Annotated in this window: 15 protein-coding genes; 4 read left to right on the top strand and 11 right to left on the bottom strand. The window is 54.6% G+C overall.

The window, feature by feature from the left end; all coding sequences use genetic code 11:
* Nucleotides 1-148 precede the first annotated feature (148 nt).
* Together B5F17_RS00740 and B5F17_RS00735 are read right to left on the bottom strand one after the other, a co-directional pair.
* Nucleotides 149-781, bottom strand: coding sequence for a flavodoxin family protein (locus tag B5F17_RS00740; RefSeq protein ID WP_087369862.1), 633 nt, complete (start codon nucleotides 779-781; stop codon nucleotides 149-151).
* 57 nt (nucleotides 782-838) lie between these two features.
* Nucleotides 839-1,639, bottom strand: coding sequence for a YihY/virulence factor BrkB family protein (locus tag B5F17_RS00735; protein ID WP_242968685.1), 801 nt, complete (start codon nucleotides 1,637-1,639; stop codon nucleotides 839-841).
* Between the two features lie 186 nt (nucleotides 1,640-1,825).
* Here B5F17_RS00735 and B5F17_RS00730 point away from each other — a divergent pair, with 186 nt between their 5' ends.
* Entirely contained in the window at nucleotides 1,826-2,368 is a 543-nt protein-coding gene (locus tag B5F17_RS00730) for an SLOG family protein (protein ID WP_087369860.1), read from the top strand.
* A gap of 93 nt (nucleotides 2,369-2,461) precedes the next feature.
* On the opposite strand, the gene B5F17_RS00725 is transcribed toward B5F17_RS00730, so the two are convergent.
* From B5F17_RS00725 to B5F17_RS00705, 5 genes are all read right to left on the bottom strand, one after another.
* Nucleotides 2,462-4,552 carry a phosphorylase family protein gene (locus B5F17_RS00725; RefSeq protein WP_087369858.1) on the bottom strand — a complete coding sequence of 697 codons (2,091 nt, stop codon included), beginning with the start codon at nucleotides 4,550-4,552 and terminating at the stop codon, nucleotides 2,462-2,464.
* A gap of 185 nt (nucleotides 4,553-4,737) precedes the next feature.
* Nucleotides 4,738-5,358: an alpha/beta fold hydrolase gene (locus tag B5F17_RS00720; RefSeq protein WP_162608034.1), complete on the bottom strand. Its 621-nt coding sequence runs from the start codon at nucleotides 5,356-5,358 to the stop codon at nucleotides 4,738-4,740.
* Nucleotides 5,359-5,443: 85 nt separating this feature from the next.
* Nucleotides 5,444-6,511, bottom strand: coding sequence for a branched-chain amino acid aminotransferase (locus B5F17_RS00715; protein ID WP_087369854.1), 1,068 nt, complete (start codon nucleotides 6,509-6,511; stop codon nucleotides 5,444-5,446).
* Between the two features lie 93 nt (nucleotides 6,512-6,604).
* Nucleotides 6,605-7,333 carry a hypothetical protein gene (locus B5F17_RS00710; protein ID WP_087369852.1) on the bottom strand — a complete coding sequence of 243 codons (729 nt, stop codon included), beginning with the start codon at nucleotides 7,331-7,333 and terminating at the stop codon, nucleotides 6,605-6,607.
* 33 nt (nucleotides 7,334-7,366) lie between these two features.
* Nucleotides 7,367-7,684, bottom strand: coding sequence for a TfoX/Sxy family protein (locus tag B5F17_RS00705; RefSeq protein WP_087369850.1), 318 nt, complete (start codon nucleotides 7,682-7,684; stop codon nucleotides 7,367-7,369).
* A 126-nt stretch (nucleotides 7,685-7,810) separates the two neighbouring features.
* On the opposite strand from B5F17_RS00705, the gene B5F17_RS00700 reads away from it, so the two are divergent.
* Both B5F17_RS00700 and sigG read left to right on the top strand, forming a co-directional pair.
* Nucleotides 7,811-9,010: a stalk domain-containing protein gene (locus B5F17_RS00700; RefSeq protein ID WP_087369848.1), complete on the top strand. Its 1,200-nt coding sequence runs from the start codon at nucleotides 7,811-7,813 to the stop codon at nucleotides 9,008-9,010.
* Between the two features lie 132 nt (nucleotides 9,011-9,142).
* Nucleotides 9,143-9,913, top strand: coding sequence for an RNA polymerase sporulation sigma factor SigG (gene sigG / locus B5F17_RS00695; protein ID WP_087369847.1), 771 nt, complete (start codon nucleotides 9,143-9,145; stop codon nucleotides 9,911-9,913).
* 61 nt (nucleotides 9,914-9,974) lie between these two features.
* Here sigG and B5F17_RS00690 read toward each other — a convergent pair whose 3' ends face one another.
* Together B5F17_RS00690 and B5F17_RS00685 are read right to left on the bottom strand one after the other, a co-directional pair.
* Complete coding sequence (locus tag B5F17_RS00690) at nucleotides 9,975-10,196, bottom strand: helix-turn-helix transcriptional regulator (protein WP_016148284.1); 222 nt, start codon at nucleotides 10,194-10,196, stop codon at nucleotides 9,975-9,977.
* Between the two features lie 4 nt (nucleotides 10,197-10,200).
* Nucleotides 10,201-10,512 (bottom strand): DUF6442 family protein, encoded by a 312-nt coding sequence (locus tag B5F17_RS00685; protein ID WP_087369845.1) that lies wholly within the window; start codon nucleotides 10,510-10,512, stop codon nucleotides 10,201-10,203.
* A gap of 233 nt (nucleotides 10,513-10,745) precedes the next feature.
* Here B5F17_RS00685 and B5F17_RS00680 point away from each other — a divergent pair, with 233 nt between their 5' ends.
* Complete coding sequence (locus B5F17_RS00680) at nucleotides 10,746-11,501, top strand: YwaF family protein (RefSeq protein WP_162608033.1); 756 nt, start codon at nucleotides 10,746-10,748, stop codon at nucleotides 11,499-11,501.
* 220 nt (nucleotides 11,502-11,721) lie between these two features.
* On the opposite strand, the gene B5F17_RS00675 is transcribed toward B5F17_RS00680, so the two are convergent.
* Both B5F17_RS00675 and B5F17_RS00670 read right to left on the bottom strand, forming a co-directional pair.
* A complete protein-coding gene (locus B5F17_RS00675) occupies nucleotides 11,722-13,941 on the bottom strand; it encodes a DNA gyrase subunit A (protein ID WP_016148287.1) in 2,220 nt (739 codons plus the stop codon).
* A gap of 112 nt (nucleotides 13,942-14,053) precedes the next feature.
* A complete protein-coding gene (locus tag B5F17_RS00670; RefSeq protein WP_087369840.1) occupies nucleotides 14,054-16,048 on the bottom strand; it encodes a DNA gyrase/topoisomerase IV subunit B in 1,995 nt (664 codons plus the stop codon).
* Nucleotides 16,049-16,066: the final 18 nt, after the last annotated feature.

Genomic DNA, 16,066 nt, shown 5'->3' with positions numbered 1-16,066 from the left:
ATCCGCGTTGCGTTTGCGTTTTTCCATGTAAACTTTGGGTTGCACCGCATTTTTTGCATGGTTTTCTCTCCCCATCATACCACAAATGCGCCAGCACCAAAAGAGACAAAAAAGACCGCCTTCCACGAAGGAAAGCGGTCTGATGTAATCAGCGGATAAAGTTGGTAAAGGTACGCTTGTGGGTCTCGGGCGGATCGATCTTGCCCTTGGCTGCATCGATGACCTTGACCGTCCATGCGATATTGCGTGCCAGCTTGGCCACAACTTCCAGACCCTCGGTGTCCTGCTGTACCTCGCCCGGGTCTGCGCCGTGTACGGCACCCCAGTAATCCGAGGTCACAATCAGCATCTCCATAGCGTCCATGGTGCCCAGCAGCTGCTGGTAGGTCTCCATACCGCCCGAACGGCGCAGGGTGCACAGCGCAGCGCCGACCTTGTGGTGCAGCTGGTTGTCGCCGCAGCCAGCCGCCAGCATCAGACGGTCGAGCACACACTTCATGCTGCCTGCGATACCGCCGTGATAAACCGGGGATGCCAGCACGATGCCGTCGGCCTCGATGCACTTGTCGATGATCTCGTTGACCATATCACCGGTCTGGACACAGTGCAGCGAGCCGGTGTTCAGGCAGTGATAGCACGCCATGCAGGGCTTGACGTTTGCGCCCGGCTGGAGTACCTCGAACTCGATGCCTTCGCGCTCGAACTCCTTGGCCATGACCTCCAGGCACTGTGCAGTGTTGCCGCCCTTGCGGGGCGATCCATTGATGGCTACAACTTTCATCTCTTTATCCTCCATCATTGAAAAAAATCATAAAGCGCGGCTGCCCGCGCAACCATATCAATCGGTCTTGTGCTGCCGTTCCTCGTCCAGCACATGATTGAGCACACCGCCCAGAATGAGCGTCGTGCTGGTCAGATACAACCAGAGCATGAGTACGATAATCGCACCGATCGAGCCGTACAGAATGCTGTAACGACCCATATTGTCCACATAGTAGGCAAAGCAGCGCGTGAGTACGACCCAGCCGACAAGCGACACACCAGCGCCCGGCAGGGCATCCCGCCAGCGGATGTGCACCGGCGGTACCAGACTGTACAGCACGATCAAAAATCCCAGCGCAATGACAATCGCAACCGGATAGGACAGGTAATGCAGCCGGGTTGCTCCGGCTTCCAACATGGGGAACCATCGGGTGATGATCTCCAAAAAGCGCTGTCCGACCACAATCAGCAGAATGCTCATGCCCATCAGCAGCAGCAAACCAGCAGTCAGAATCAGCGAAATCATAACCGTACCCACCGGCCCGCGGTGCGGCTCGTTGCGATAAATACGCTGCATCGAGTAAATGATCGATCGCACCGCACGCGACAGAAAATACAGCGTCAGCGCACTGCCGACCATCAAAGGCTGTACCGCATCCTTGCTGCCCAGATAATTGAGGTAGCTCAGTACGATGTCCTGCACATCATCAGGCAGGAACCTGGTTGCATCCAGAATGGTGACCTCGGAAAAGTTTGCCATACCAAGCAAAGAGTTAAGCACCATGAGCAGCGGAAAGAGGGAAAAAAGCAGAAAAAATGCCAGTTCTGCCGCAGCATGCGACACGCCATCCTTAAAATATCGCTCAATCAGCTGCACCAAAACGCGCAGCGGTCCCCGGAATCTCCTGTGCATGGGTCACCGCCTTTCTTCCCATTATTTTACCAGCTTGCCGACCGTTTGACAAGGCATATCCTGTCGCCCGGTCTTTGTCTTGTAATTTGTCTCTATTTATGATAGGATGAAACCATCGAACATGATTTCGCACGATAAGGAGGCCGTCCCATGCTCGTCGATATCCCCTACGATCCCGCGCACACCTGCTGTTTTTCCGGCAGCCGACCGGAAAAATTAGGCTTTGACTGGCAGCGCGAACCCTATTTTTTCGACGTTCTGCGTACCGATCTGCGCACGGCCATCCGTCACGCGGTTGATCTGGAATATCGCCGGTTTATCACCGGCATGAGCCGTGGATTCGACCTTTGGGCAGCCGAGGAAGTCATAAATTTGCAGCGTGAATTCCCCCATCTTGAGCTTATCTGTGCCCTGCCCTTTCACGGTATGTCATCTCACTGGGAACCCTACTGGCGTGAAATGTTCACACGCGCACACGAGGGCGCAGACTACGAAGTGTACCTGTCCGACCGTTTCCTGCCCGGATGCTACCACGCACGCGACAACTATATGGTGCAGCAATCCAGCCGAGTCATCTGCTGGAACAACGGCACCTCGGGCGGCACCGCCTACACTTGCAAATACGCCGAGCGGCGCGGTGTCACGCTCGACAACATTCACCGCCCCTATTATAGCCTTTCCTCCATGCCGTAAACACAGCACCGGATAGTCTGTGTATTTGTGCATAAATCATACATCAGGCAAAAAAAGATCCCAGACCGAATGGTCTGGGATCTTCTCGTTTTCTTACTTGTTCAGAACGGTCTGGATGTAGTTCTTTGCAACATTCAGAACGTATTCCTGGCAAGCGGAACCGGTCTCCGGATTGAAGTCCTCACCGTAGATACCGGTGTTGGACAGAATGCGGATGCCCAGATACGGTACATCATAGGTCTTGCAGACCTGTGCAACCGAGTTGGACTCCATCTCCTCACAGGAAGAGCCGTTCAGCTCGTGCAGGAACAGCATGCGGTCGATCTGGTTGTTCCACTCGTCGCTCGACGAGATCACGCCCTTGACAACCTTGCCCTTGTTGTAGGTCTCTGCGACTGCCTGTGCGCAGTTGAGCAGAGTCTCATCGCCCGGATACTTGACTTCCTTAACGAAGGTCTTCTGGTTCTTGTCGTATGCGTAAACGCCATTCATGGTCATAGCCTTGTAGTCTACGCCTGCGCCCTTGGCAGAAGCCTCGGTCATCCAAGCAGCGGACGGAACGGTGGTCTCACCCAGAACGATGTCGAAGGTGTGCAGCTCGGGATCGTGGCCGCCAGAAGTACCCTGGTTGATGACTGCTACAGGGTTAAAGTACTCCATTGCCAGAGCGGTCGAAGCGCCTGCATTGGCCAGACCCTGCTCGGTGCGGGATACGACAACCGGGTAGCCGTCCAGCTGACCTGCAACATAGTACCACTGGCCGATGGTGTACTCGGTGGTGTCGGTCAGTGCCTTGACCATATCCTGCATCTCGATGTCCATTGCACCCTGGAGCAGGATCGGACGCTTGTCCGACTTGTAGTCAACAACAACCGCAGCGTCAGCCTTCTGTACGTCCTGCTTCTTGAGCACGTTGTCGATGTAGGTCTTTGCAACGGTCAGAACGTATTCCTGGCAAGCCGGGCCGCTCTCCGGGTTGAAGTCCTCGCCGTAGATACCGGTATTGGACAGGATGCGGATACCCAGGAAGGGTACGTCGTAGGTCTGGCAGATCTGTGCAACTGCGTTGGTCTCCATCTCCTCGGTGGAAGAGCCCCACAGCTCGTTGAGGTACAGCATGCGGTCGATCTGGTTGTTCCAGGAGTCAGCAGAAGAGATAACACCGGTCACAACCTTGCCCTTGGTGTAGGTATCAGCAACCGACTGTGCGGTCTCGAGCAGGGTCTTGTCTGCCTTGTACTCGAACTTCTTAACGAAGGTCTTCTGATCCTTGTCGTATGCGTAAACGCCAGCGGGCTCGATTGCCTTGTAGTCTACGCCTGCGCCCTCAGCCGATGCAACCGACTTGGTAGCCGATGCCGGAACGCTGGTCTCACCCAGAACGATGTCGAAGGTGTGCAGCTCGGGATCGTGGCCGCCAGAAGTACCCTGGTTGATGACTGCGATCGGGTCAAAGTGCTGCATTGCCAGTGCAGTGGTAACTGCTGCATTGGAAATACCCTGCTCGGTACGGGATACAACAACCGGATAGCCGCCCAGCATACCGCGTACGAAGTGATAGTTGTCGATGTCAACGGTCTCGGCATCGGTCAGCGCCTTGACCATGTCCTGCATCTCGATGTCCATTGCGCCCTGGAGCAGCAGCGGACGTGCATTCTCATAGCCGGTAACAACGGTTTCACCCTTTGCTGCCAGCGTAACGGTCAGGCTTGCCTCGTCCCATGCAACGTCGTAGTCCATTGCCTCAGCCAGGAAGCGAACCGGTGCGTAAGTACGGTTATCCTTCTGTACGGCAGCGGTGTCCATGGTCAGCTCCTCGGTCACCGGGTCCTTGCCCTCTTCGGTGACGACGTGCTGGTACTTGTTGGAATCGATGGTGAAGACGACCGATTCATTGCCGCGGGTAAAGGTCGCGGTCTTGGCTTCCTCGTTCCATGCGACTTCCAGATCCATCGCGTTTGCAATGGTGCGCAGCGGCGTCATGGTGCGGTCGTTCTCGTCCTGGTACGGCATACCGAGCTCGTCGTTGAATACAACGGCCTCATATTCCCCCGTGGTCTTGTCCTGTACGCGGACCGAAATGCCTGCCTTCTGGGTATCGTCTGCCGCAAATGCAGACATCGTGCCCATACCAGCCAGCATCGAGACCGACAGAACGCCGGATACGATCTTCTGGATCTTCATTCTTACATCCTCCTTATTGTCTGGACAAATTTGTCCACGTGGGGTACATTATAGGCGAAAAATATTGTTTCTGCAATGCGGTTTCTCAAATTTTGTCATTTTTACAACGATTTTGAATTGGTCAGACAATAAAAATTTGCATAAACTTGCTTTTTTCACAATTTTTTTGTGCAAGTCGTATGATCTTATCCCACGCTGTTTAAAAAGTCGGTCAGCTCGGCCGCCAGACGCGCGGGCGCCTGCTCGTTGACCTCATGCCCCACGCCTGCAACCCAGTGCAGCTCGGCTGTTTTCACACGGCTGGCCAGCTCCTGCGCCGCCTTTTGATTGGCACGATCTTTTCCACCGCACAAAATCCGAACCGGAATGTCAATCTGCTGCAATTTGCGGGTGAAATCCAGCTGCATCATCGAACGGGTCAGCCTGCGCATCTGCTGCCGGTCCAGTCCGGTTTCTTCGAACGCCGATGCAGGCAAAAGCCGAAAGATAAAGTCCTGCATGACCATGAGCCGTTTGGGCATGCGGTATTGCGGCGCAATCAGGCACAGCGCACCAACCTTTTGCGGATGCTCCAAGGTATAGTGCAGCGCGAGCACCGCACCGAGAGACAGTCCGCACAGCGCAAACGGTGCGTCAAACTGGGCACAATAGGACGCAAACTCTCGATACAAGTCATCATATGTACCGTCTTGAAAAAATTCCGACAGATTGGGCTGTTCGGTGTGTATCTGTTCGGGTAAATGTTCGCGCACCTTGTCCCACGCGGATGCCTGTTGTCCAAGTCCATGCAGCAGCAAGCAGTTCATCGTTTTCCCTTCCTTTCCGATACAAAAAAGCCCCGCAAAGCGTTTGCTCCGCAGGGCTTGATTCATGCTATTTGTTTCTGTTTGTTCAGTCTACCTTGACCGTCCAGCCCATATCGTCCGGGATCTTGCCCCACTGGATACCGGTCAGCGTATCGTACAGCTTGTGGGTGATCTCACCGATCTTGCCGTCATTGATGTAAGCGACATCGCCCTCGTAGCGCAGCTCACCAACCGGAGAGATGACAGCCGCAGTACCGGTGCCGAAGACTTCCTCGAGCTTGCCTTCCTTGGATGCCTTCATGACATCAGCGATGGGCAGTCGCTCCTCGGAAACCGGGATGCCCCACTTCTTGAGCAGCTCAATGCACGACATACGGGTAACACCGGGCAGAACGGTACCAACGCAGGGAGCAGTGTAAACCGTGCCGTCGATCTTAAAGAAGCAGTTCATGGAGCCGACTTCCTCAACGTACTTATGCTCAACGCCATCCAGCCACAGGGTCTGCTCGTAGCCCAGATCGTGCGCCTTGACCTGCGAAATCAGCGAAGCTGCGTAGTTACCGCCGCACTTGGTAAAGCCGGTACCGCCCGGGCATGCACGGGTGTACTCGTCCTCGACGAAGATCTTAACCGGGTTGATGCCGGTGGAGTAGTACGCGCCAACCGGCGAGCAGATGATGATAAACTGATGGGTTGCCGACGGACGAACGCCCAGATGCGGCTCGGTCGCAATGACAAACGGACGGATGTACAGACTGGTGCCCTCCTGATGGGGTACCCAATCCTCGTCGGTCTTGACCAGCGCCTTGACTGCCTGAATAAAGTCCTCGGTCGACAGCGACGGCAGGCACATACGATGGTTGGTGTTCTGCATACGCTCTGCGTTGCGGTCGGGACGGAACAGCTGCACCGAACCGTCGGGCAGACGGTATGCCTTCATGCCCTCAAAGGACTCCATTGCATAGTGCAGAACCATGGCAGCCGGGTCGAGTGCGAGCGGCTGATAGGGCACGATGCGTGCGTCATGCCATCCCTGACCCTCGGTGTGGTCAACGATGAACATGTGGTCGGTGTAGTATTTGCCAAAGCCCAGAGCCGATTCGTCGGGCTTTTCTTTCTTGTTCTGGGTCAGTTCGTAGCGGATGTCGAGCATGATAATTTCACTCTTTTCTGTTAAACTATGGTAAAGGATTGTTTTTATTTTATCCCTTTTTATTTGACTTTTCAAGTGCAATTTTCGTTTTTTTCATAGATGTTGTTCGGAATCATCGGAAAGCTGTTCGTCTTTTCCGGTCTCTTCCCAATGTTCCAGCCGCCAGGCTTGCCACCAATTCCCTAAGAACAGGCAGATCAGACCGGCACAAATAAGCAATACGGAAATCCGGCTGATTTCCGTGGATTCCGTGTTCATCCCCAGCAGTAAGCCAATCATTGCAGGCACCGCACCAAAGAAGGGAATGGCCGGCGCAAAAATTCCCCATCGGCGGCGGTCGGCTTCTTGCATCTGACGCTTATGGCACTTATAGATGGCGTAATCAGTCTCGATCTGTGCTTCCTCCTCGTCACTCATGCCATCCATCTGGCGTTTTTGCCAAATGCCATACAGGATGACACTGAGCAGCGCAGCACCAAGGAGCAGACCTGCGAGCACACGTACAACGGATACAATCGGCAATAGCATCACCAGTATGCCGTCTAAGAGCAACAGCAGCAAGCCCAGCCAGGGCATGACCGGTGCAAAGGCTCCGAACTGCCCACGACAATACCACTGTGCAGCATACGCCCGGAACGCATTTTCTTCATGCTTCTCCTCAGGAATCGCATCGGGCAGCGTACGTACCCACATGACAATCGCAACTAAAATGTAGGTGACCCCATCACGGTTATCTGCCAGCAGATTCTTAACCCCATAGGCAATCATTGCACCGCCAAACAACAGGTGCAAAATCAGCTCTTTCCAGCTTCTCACCTTCATATCGTGCACCGCCCTTCTCTTAACCGAGATCAGCTATGATTTCTTCTTGCGCGGTGCGGGCAGCTCCTCATACATCGCCCGCAGCAAATCGGCCAACTGCTCCCGGTCTTCCAGATTTTCCACCAACAGCATGGCCTTTGCGCCCTCATACGGGACAGCGAGCGGCGCGTCGGGCAGACATACTTTGGCTGCACGCACCGGTTTTACCAGCAAACGGTCATCATAGATACCGCCTACGATCTTGCCGCGATAGTACAGGATAAATTCTCCCATCATCGCACGGTATGTAATCTCTTGGAGTTCGGACAACTGTTCCAGAACAAAATCAAGATATGTTTTGCTCGATGCCATGACGCACCTCTCTTTCTTTGACCCTATTCTATCACACCCCCTGCCCTGCTGCAAGGCTGGTCGTTGCGCCCCAATGACTGCCGTGTTATAATGATGATATCTATGAGCCAAAGGAGGAACCTACGCATGAAACGCCCGCTCAGCCGGCTCATCTGCCTGATTTTGTGTATTCTTTTGACCTGCGGCTGTCTGTTTACCACCAGCTTTGCCGCAAACGATGATATCACCCTGACCGCGGTCAACGATTCCTTTTTACCCCTCTCGTCCTCGACGATGCCCGTCCGCCGCGGCGGCGCACAGTACGTGCCCTATTCGGTCTTTTCGGGTACGCTGGGCATCTCAGGGTCTTACAATTCGTCCGATCAAGTGCTCACCCTGTCCAATGGCGAGACCTCGCTGCGCTTTGACCTCAGCCGCGGTACGGTATACGATCAGAACATGAACAGCTACACCACTCCGGCCTACTGGATTAACAGCACCATCTATGTACCGGTCAAGCTGGTGTGCGGCAAGTTCAATCTGACCTACTCCAACATCCCGGCCGCCGCCCCCATCCTGCGTATCTGCAACAGCTCGGCTTCGCTGTCCGACTCGTCCTTTGTGTCCTCTTCGACCAACACCATCCGCAGTATGCTGGACGCGTACAATGGCCAGAGCAGCGGCTCGTCCGGTTCGTCCCGTCCCTCGGGGTCGGACAGCGACGCCATTCCCACGCCCATCGACCCCACCACCGGTCAGCCCACCGACACCCCGGTTATGAAGCCCAGCGCGGTTTATCTGGCCTATGTCGGTGCACCGGGTAAGAATACCGAAGCCATTTTGGATGCGCTGGACGCCGCAGGCATGAAAGCTGCATTTTTCGTCCCCGCAGACGGCACGACACTGGATGAAGATTTGCTGCGCCAGATCGTCGGACGCGGTCACACGGTCGGCTTCACCCTGCTGTCCTCGGCACTGACCATGCCCGAAAAGCTGCGCGTCGCCAACGACACCCTGTTCCACGCGACCGGCACGGTCAGCCATCTGGTCTGCATCTCGGACGGCTCGGAACACCTGAGCGCGACCCAGCAGCAGGAACTTCTGGACAGTGGCTACCGTCTCTGGGATGCCTCGCTGGACAGCCGTGACCACTCGTACGGCCCTGCTGCTGCCGCGCAGACGGTCACAACCGCACTCAGCCAGACCACGGCACCGGTTGTCATCCGCATGGGACAGTACACCGCGACCGCACGCACGACCGAACTGGTCTGCGCCTATCTGAGTACCTACTCCATCCCCGTTCAGACCATTACTTTCACCCGTTCCCCGGTCAACAACATCACCTAACCCGCGCTTCTAACACAATTCCACCGTCGAATCTGCGAAAATTCGGTCGTGCTGGAAAAAATATAGACCGTATATCCCTCCTGTGCTGTTGGGCAAACTTCCTGTAAGAAGACAAGCCAGGAGGGATTTGTCATGCAAAGCAAAGTGGAAATCTGCGGTGTCAATACCGCGTCCCTGACCGTCATCCCAGCAAACGAGATGACCGATCTGCTGCGACAGGCGCACGACGGCAATACCGCAGCGCGGGAAAAACTCATCCGTGGAAATCTCCGTCTGGTGCTCTCGGTCATCCAGCGTTTTCACGGACGCAGCGAGTCGGTGGACGATCTGTTTCAGGTCGGCTGCATCGGTCTGATCAAATCCATCGACAATTTTAATTGTGATCTCAATGTGCGCTTTTCTACCTACGCTGTGCCCATGATTATCGGTGAAATTCGCCGTTACCTGCGCGATAACAGCGCAATCCGCGTCTCGCGCTCCATGCGGGACACCGCTTATCGTGCCCTGCAAGCCAAAGAAGCATTCATCCGCGAGCACCAGCGCGAACCCACCATCACAGAACTTGCCAAGGCACTCGACATGAAAAAAGAAGACGTTGTATTCGCACTCGACGCCATCTCCGACCCGGTCTCACTCTATGAACCGGTCTGGGGCGAGGAAGGCGACGCACTGTGCGTCATGGATCAGGTGGGCGATACCAAAAACACCGATGAGCATTGGCTCAATCAAATCGCACTGAAAGAAGCCATCAGCAGCCTGTCCGAGCGCGAAAAGCGCATCGTCCACATGCGCTTTTTCGAGGGCAGAACCCAGATGGAAGTCGCGTCCGCTATTCATATCTCACAGGCACAGGTGTCTCGTCTGGAAAAAGGCGCACTCGCCAGAATCCGCAAACAAATTTAAAGCACCGTATTTTCCCGCCGCAGGCGAAACCAAAACAAAGACCGTCCGATCGGACGGTCTTTTATGTTTCCTCATCTTCAAAATAAAACAAGTCTTCGAACTTCTTATCCAACGCAATGCATAAAACCAGCGCCAACTTAGCAGTCGGGTTAAACTGTCCGGTCTCGATCGAGCTGATCGTCTGACGGGATACACCCACCAATTCCGCAAGCGCACCCTGTGACAGGTTTTTTTCCGCCCGCGCCGCTTTGAGACGGTTTTTTAAAATCAGCTGATCGTCCATTTTCTCACGCTCCTATGAGATATTTTACCAGATTATAAATCAATAAAGCAAGAGACACCGCAAAAATCCAGATCTGCGACTTCTGCCCGCGGATGACCCACCGATACAGCGCACAGCCTGTGCTGGTGCACCAGAACATCGCCAGAATATCATGGTATTCCTCGCCGTGTACAAATTTCCATGCCAGCAGAAAGATACCGACCAGCATCGTGATGAGCACGCTGAACGACTCGCCTTCTATGCGAATCTGACGCTCCATTTCGTCCTGATTTTTGTTCTCTTTCCGGCTCTTTTCCAAAATGCGTTCCTTGTCCATGATAATCCTCCTATCTCAGTGTGTGCCAAGTTTTCTTGACATCATTAGAATAACACTGCCAAGTTTACTTGTCAACAGTTTTTTGACAAGTTTTCTTGACATTCGGAGCCAGATACAAAACCGAGATTTATACATGCAAATCTGTGTTATTTAACAGTTTTATAACACATTCTACGACATATCATGCTATATTGGTATTTATGCTAAAATACGATCATGTCAGGAGCTATGTTATGTCTGATTTCTTTATGCGCTGCGACACCCCACACCCACAAGCCTTTTCCATGCTGGATACCGGACATGTATTCCTTTTGCTGGTGTCCTTGCTGGTACTCTCTCTGCTGCTGTTCTGGACTGCACACGCACCCAAGCGCACACAGCACCGTCTGCTGTATGCGGCCAGTGTGCTCGTTCCTCTCTTGGAGCTCTCGCACTCGGTCTGGATGTACCTGACCGGCACCACACGCCTCGTCCAGCTGCTTCCCCTGCATCTGTGCGGTCTGCAAAGTCTGTTTATTCCGCTCTCGATCTTTACGCGATTCTCGGTCTTTAAGGACTTTGTATTCGCAACTTCCCTGCTTGGCGGTATCTTTGGTACCGTGCTCCCGGCAGGTGTAGCCGACTATTACCCGCTGTTCTCCTTCCAGACCATCCAGACAATCATGCTGCACGGCCTGCTGATCTACGTGCCGCTGGCACAGATTTTGTCCGGACGGCATCGTCCCGATCTGCACCGCTTCCACCACGTCCTGTGCCTGTTCCTCGCCGTTGTGTTTGTGGTCGGTTTTATCGATTTCCACTTTGATCAAAACTATATGTTCCTCTTTGCGCCCCCGGAAGGCACGCCGCTGGTATGGGTATTTGACGCATTCGGACGACAGATCTATCTGCTTATCACTTTCCTGCTTTTGAGCAGTGCAAGCGTCCTCGTTCATCTCCCCTTCTGCCGCCGGGCTGCGCTTCCCGTTCATTCTCATCAGCATAATTAAGTGCAAATAAAAAACCTGCCAAGCGGCAGGTTTTTTTTGATTTCTGCGCCGTCTGCGGACGGCGCTTTTGATTCTTTTTTTGGTTGATTTTCGCAAAGCAAAAATCAAAAAGGGAATTTCGCATCCTGCGGGATGCGACTCAGGGCGCTGCCCTGAGAACCTGCAAACCTTTGAAAAGGTTTGATCGAAACTTTATTTTGCCTGAGAGCGGGATTTTTCCTTACAGTGTGATCTGCGGATTGGGCAAATCCTCATCCTTCAAAATCGCACCGATCGACGGAATAGTACGAGACAAATAACGCTTGGGATCGCTCAGACCGGCCTCTTCAGTGCGCACAGCGCGGGTAATCGTATGCTTTGCACGCAGTACCATGACCTGAACGCCCTGAGTCGAGCGTGTTGCCTTGATATCCAGCATACCCGCTCGCATAGTCATCGCACGATTTGCCGTCGAGAACAGCGTCAGCTCGGTCTCCTCGTCCACCGGATAGAAGAACGCAACCGCGGGCGACTTATCCGAATATGCACCGGTCAGGCGGCGGCGATTGGTCTTGGTCTCAAAGCTCTCGAGCGAGAATCTTGCGGCCTTACCGTTTTCAAATACAATCACCATGCTGCTCTTGTAGTCACCCGGCAGGAGTGCGAATACCGGCGTCTCGCCCTCGTCCATGCCCAGCTTTGCGGGCAGGTAATCGCCGAGCACTGATGCCTTGCAGTCGTCGAAATCATGCAGCCGCGCCTTATACGCTTGCTGCTTGTTGGTCAGGAACATGATCTCGGTCTTGTTGGTGGTCTCGGTCTCCCAGATCACCGCGTCGCCGTCCTTGAGCTTGTGCTCGGCTGACATACGCCACGAAGCCGGGGTAATCTTCTTGAAGTAGCCGTCACGCGTCATAAAGACAAGTACCGGATAATCCTCAATGTGGTCGGTCTCGTCGAAGGACTTGACCGCACCCGCGCTCACGATCTCGGAATGGCGCGGTGCGGGATACTTCTTGATGACCGCTTCCAGTTCCTTGACGATGATATTGCGAATCTTGGCCGGGCTGCCCACGATACTCTCGAGCTTCTGAATCTCAGCCGCCAGTGCCTCGGTCTCCTGGGTGCGCTTTAAGATATATTCCTTGTTGATGTGACGCAGCTTGATCTCGGCAATAAACTCGGCCTGCGCTTCATCAATGCCGAAGCCGATCATCAGGTTGGGAATGACCTCTGCGTCCTCCTCGGTCTCGCGGATAATCTGAATGGCGCGGTCGATATCGAGCAGAATCTTTTTCAGACCTTCGAGCAGGTGCAGCTTATTCTTCTTGCGGTTCAGGTCAAAGTACACGCGGCGGCGAACACAGCCCGCACGCCATGCCGTCCACTCGTCGAGCAGTTCACGCACGCCCAGCACGCGGGGCATACCCTCGATGAGCACGTTAAAGTTGCACGAGCACGAGTCCATCAGCGGAGTCAGACGGAACAGTCGATCCATGAGCTTGTCCGGGTCGGTGCCGCGCTTTAAGTCAATGGCGATCTTGAGGCCGCTCAGATCGGACTCATCTCGAATATCGGAGATCTCGCGAATCTTACCCGCCTTGACCAGCTCGGCTACCTTGTCAATGATGGCCTCGATGGTGGTCGTATACGGAATCTCAGTGATCTCGATAAGGTTCTCTTTCTTCAAATACTGCCACTTGCCGCGCACCTTGAACGAGCCGCGTCCGGTCTCGTAGATCTTGCGCATCTCGGCCTCGTCCAGGATGATCTCACCGCCGGTCGGGAAATCGGGCGCGGGCAAGGTGGTCATAATGTCATGTTCGGGGTCTTTGATGCAGGCGATCGCCGTACGGCACACCTCGTGCAGGTTAAAGCCGCAGAACGACGACGCCATACCGACCGCGATACCAGTATTGGCCGAGACCAGAATATTCGGGAAGGTGGTCGGCAGCAGGGTCGGCTCCTTCATGGTGCCGTCGTAGTTGTCGATCATATCGACCGCGTCGCAGTCGATATCCCGGAACAGCTCGATACAGAACGCGTCCAGCTTGGCCTCGGTGTAACGCGGTGCAGCGTATGCCATATCACGCGAGTACACCTTGCCAAAGTTACCCTTGGAGTCGACAAACGGCGTCAGAAGCGACTCGTTGCCGCGGGTCAGACGGACCATGGTCTCGTAAATGGCCGCGTCGCCGTGCGGATTTAACTTCATGGTCTCACCGACGATGTTGGCCGACTTGGTGCGGTTTCCGGTCAGCAGACCTTTTTTATACATGGTATAGAGCAGCTTGCGGTGGGAGGGCTTAAAGCCGTCGATCTCCGGGATGGCACGCGACACGATAACGCTCATAGCATAGGGCATATAGTTTGTGCGCAGCGTCTCGGTGATGGGCTGCAGCGTCGGTTCGAGCGGCGGTTCCACCGGGCGTTTCTGGGTGATTTCTTTCTTTTTCGCCACGAAAAACGGGCCTCCTTGTTCTATCATAGCTGCCGCCTGCCGTTTCCGGCTGCGGCGCATGGTGCAAATTGGGGAAAAAACTGCCGCAAGCGCGGCAGTTCATACACAGGCATTAAGAGATATCCGCGAAATCCAGGTACTGTGCACCGTTCTCCGCGATGTACTCCTTACGTCCCGACAGGTTATCGCCCAGCAGCAGTTCAAACATGTCTGCGGTCGCCTGCGCATCCTCGGGGGTAATGCGAATGAGTCTGCGGGATGCCGGGTTCATGGTGGTTTCCCACATCATGTCGGCCTCGTTCTCACCCAGACCCTTGGAGCGCTGGATATTGACCTTCTTGCCTGCCAGCTTTTTGAGAATGACCGCCTTTTCGGCATCGTCGAACGCAAAATAGGTCTTGTCCTTGCAGGTGATCTCATAGAGCGGAGACTCTGCAATGTAGACGAAGCCCTGTTCGATGAGCGTCGGCATGAGGCGATAGATCATGGTCAGAATGAGCGTGCGGATCTGGAAGCCGTCCACGTCGGCATCGGTACAGATGATGACCTTGTTCCAGCGCAGACCAGCCAGATCGAAGGCGGACAGGTCTTTGTTCGCCTTGGTGCGCACTTCGACACCGCAGCCCAGCACGCGGATGAGGTCGGTGATGATATCATTCTTAAAAATCTTATCAAAATCAGCCTTGAGGCAGTTCAAAATCTTACCGCGCACGGGCATGATCGCCTGAAATTCCGAGTCACGTCCCTGCTTACACGAGCCGAGCGCCGAATCGCCCTCGACGATGTACAGCTCACGGCGCGAAGTGTCCTTGGTACGGCAGTCGACGAACTTCTGCACGCGGTTGGCCACGTCCAGACTGCCCGACAGCTTCTTCTTGATGTTCAGACGGGCACGCTCGGCCTGCTCACGGCTGCGCTTGTTGATGAGCACCTGCTCGGCAATCTTATCGGCCTCGTCCTTGTTCTCGATGAAGTAAATCTCCAGATTTTCCTTCAAGAACTCGGTCGTCGCCTCCTGCACAAAGCGGTTGGTGATGGCCTTCTTGGTCTGGTTCTCGTAGGACGTCTGGGTCGAGAAGCAGTTAGTGACCAGAATGAGTGCGTCCGCGATATCCTGGAAGGTCACACGGCTCTCGTTCTTCTGGTATTTGTTGTTCTGCTTGAGGTAAGCGTCAATAGCCGAGACAAAGGCCGAGCGCACGGCCTTATCGGGTGCACCGCCATATTCCAGCCACGACGAGTTGTGATAATACTCGGTGCGCGCGCCTGCTCGCGAGAAGCAGAACGCACACGACAGCTTGACGCGGTATTCTTCCTTGTCTGCGCGGTCGCGTCCCTGACGCTCGGCCTGATAGAACTGCACCGAGGTCAGCGCCTGCTCGCCTGCCAGCTCGGAGACATAGTCCACGATACCATTCTGATAGCAGAACTCGGTCGTCTCGAACTTGCTGCCGCTCTGGTCGCGCAGAACGAAAATCAGACCGGCATTGACCACAGCCTGACGCTTGAGCACGTCCGTATAGTAGTCGAGCGGAATGTTGATATCGGTAAAGACCTCAAGGTCGGGTCGCCAGTGGGTGCGCGTACCGGTCTTTTTGCTGCTGCACGGGGTCTTGATAAAGCCCTCGGGCGTACCGGTCTTGTTCTCACCCTTCTCAAAGTGCAGTTTGTACTCAAATCCGTCGCGCCACACGGTCACGTCCATATATTCGGACGAATACTGGGTCGCACAGGTGCCCAGACCGTTCAGGCCCAGCGAGAACTCATAGTTCTGTCCCTGATTGTTCTTGTACTTGCCGCCTGCGTACAGCTCGCAGAAGACCAGTTCCCAGTTATAGCGCTCCTCGTTGGGGTTCCACTCGATCGGGATACCGCGTCCCATGTCCTCGACCTCGATCGAGCCGTCGGCGTATCTTGTGACCGTGATCTTGTGACCATAGCCCTCACGCGCCTCGTCAATGGAGTTGGATAAAATTTCAAAGACAGAATGTTCGCAGCCCTCCAAGCCATCCGAGCCGAAAATAACGCCCGGACGCTTGCGCACGCGGTCGGCGCCCTTGAGGGAGGAAATACTGTCGTTGCCGTATTGGTTTTTTGCTTTGGCCATAATATGACACTACTCCTG

This window comes from Butyricicoccus pullicaecorum (assembly GCF_002160355.1).
GTDB lineage: Bacteria > Bacillota > Clostridia > Oscillospirales > Butyricicoccaceae > Butyricicoccus > Butyricicoccus pullicaecorum.
This window is presented reverse-complemented; position numbering and strand designations above follow the sequence as displayed.

Bases quoted from the DNA above. Each gene is read 5' to 3' on its own strand.
- B5F17_RS00715 (WP_087369854.1), bottom strand. From the start codon at position 6,511: ATGCTCGACATCCGCTACGAACTGACCCAGAACAAGAAAGAAAAGCCC.
- B5F17_RS00730 (WP_087369860.1), top strand. From the start codon at position 1,826: ATGCTCGTCGATATCCCCTACGATCCCGCGCACACCTGCTGTTTTTCC.
- B5F17_RS00710 (WP_087369852.1), bottom strand. From the start codon at position 7,333: ATGAAGGTGAGAAGCTGGAAAGAGCTGATTTTGCACCTGTTGTTTGGC.
- B5F17_RS00725 (WP_087369858.1), bottom strand. From the start codon at position 4,552: ATGAAGATCCAGAAGATCGTATCCGGCGTTCTGTCGGTCTCGATGCTG.
- B5F17_RS00705 (WP_087369850.1), bottom strand. From the start codon at position 7,684: ATGGCATCGAGCAAAACATATCTTGATTTTGTTCTGGAACAGTTGTCC.
- B5F17_RS00690 (WP_016148284.1), bottom strand. From the start codon at position 10,196: ATGGACGATCAGCTGATTTTAAAAAACCGTCTCAAAGCGGCGCGGGCG.
- sigG (WP_087369847.1), top strand. From the start codon at position 9,143: ATGCAAAGCAAAGTGGAAATCTGCGGTGTCAATACCGCGTCCCTGACC.
- B5F17_RS00685 (WP_087369845.1), bottom strand. From the start codon at position 10,512: ATGGACAAGGAACGCATTTTGGAAAAGAGCCGGAAAGAGAACAAAAAT.
- B5F17_RS00670 (WP_087369840.1), bottom strand. From the start codon at position 16,048: ATGGCCAAAGCAAAAAACCAATACGGCAACGACAGTATTTCCTCCCTC.
- B5F17_RS00720 (WP_162608034.1), bottom strand. From the start codon at position 5,358: ATGAACTGCTTGCTGCTGCATGGACTTGGACAACAGGCATCCGCGTGG.
- B5F17_RS00740 (WP_087369862.1), bottom strand. From the start codon at position 781: ATGAAAGTTGTAGCCATCAATGGATCGCCCCGCAAGGGCGGCAACACT.
- B5F17_RS00680 (WP_162608033.1), top strand. From the start codon at position 10,746: ATGTCTGATTTCTTTATGCGCTGCGACACCCCACACCCACAAGCCTTT.
- B5F17_RS00700 (WP_087369848.1), top strand. From the start codon at position 7,811: ATGAAACGCCCGCTCAGCCGGCTCATCTGCCTGATTTTGTGTATTCTT.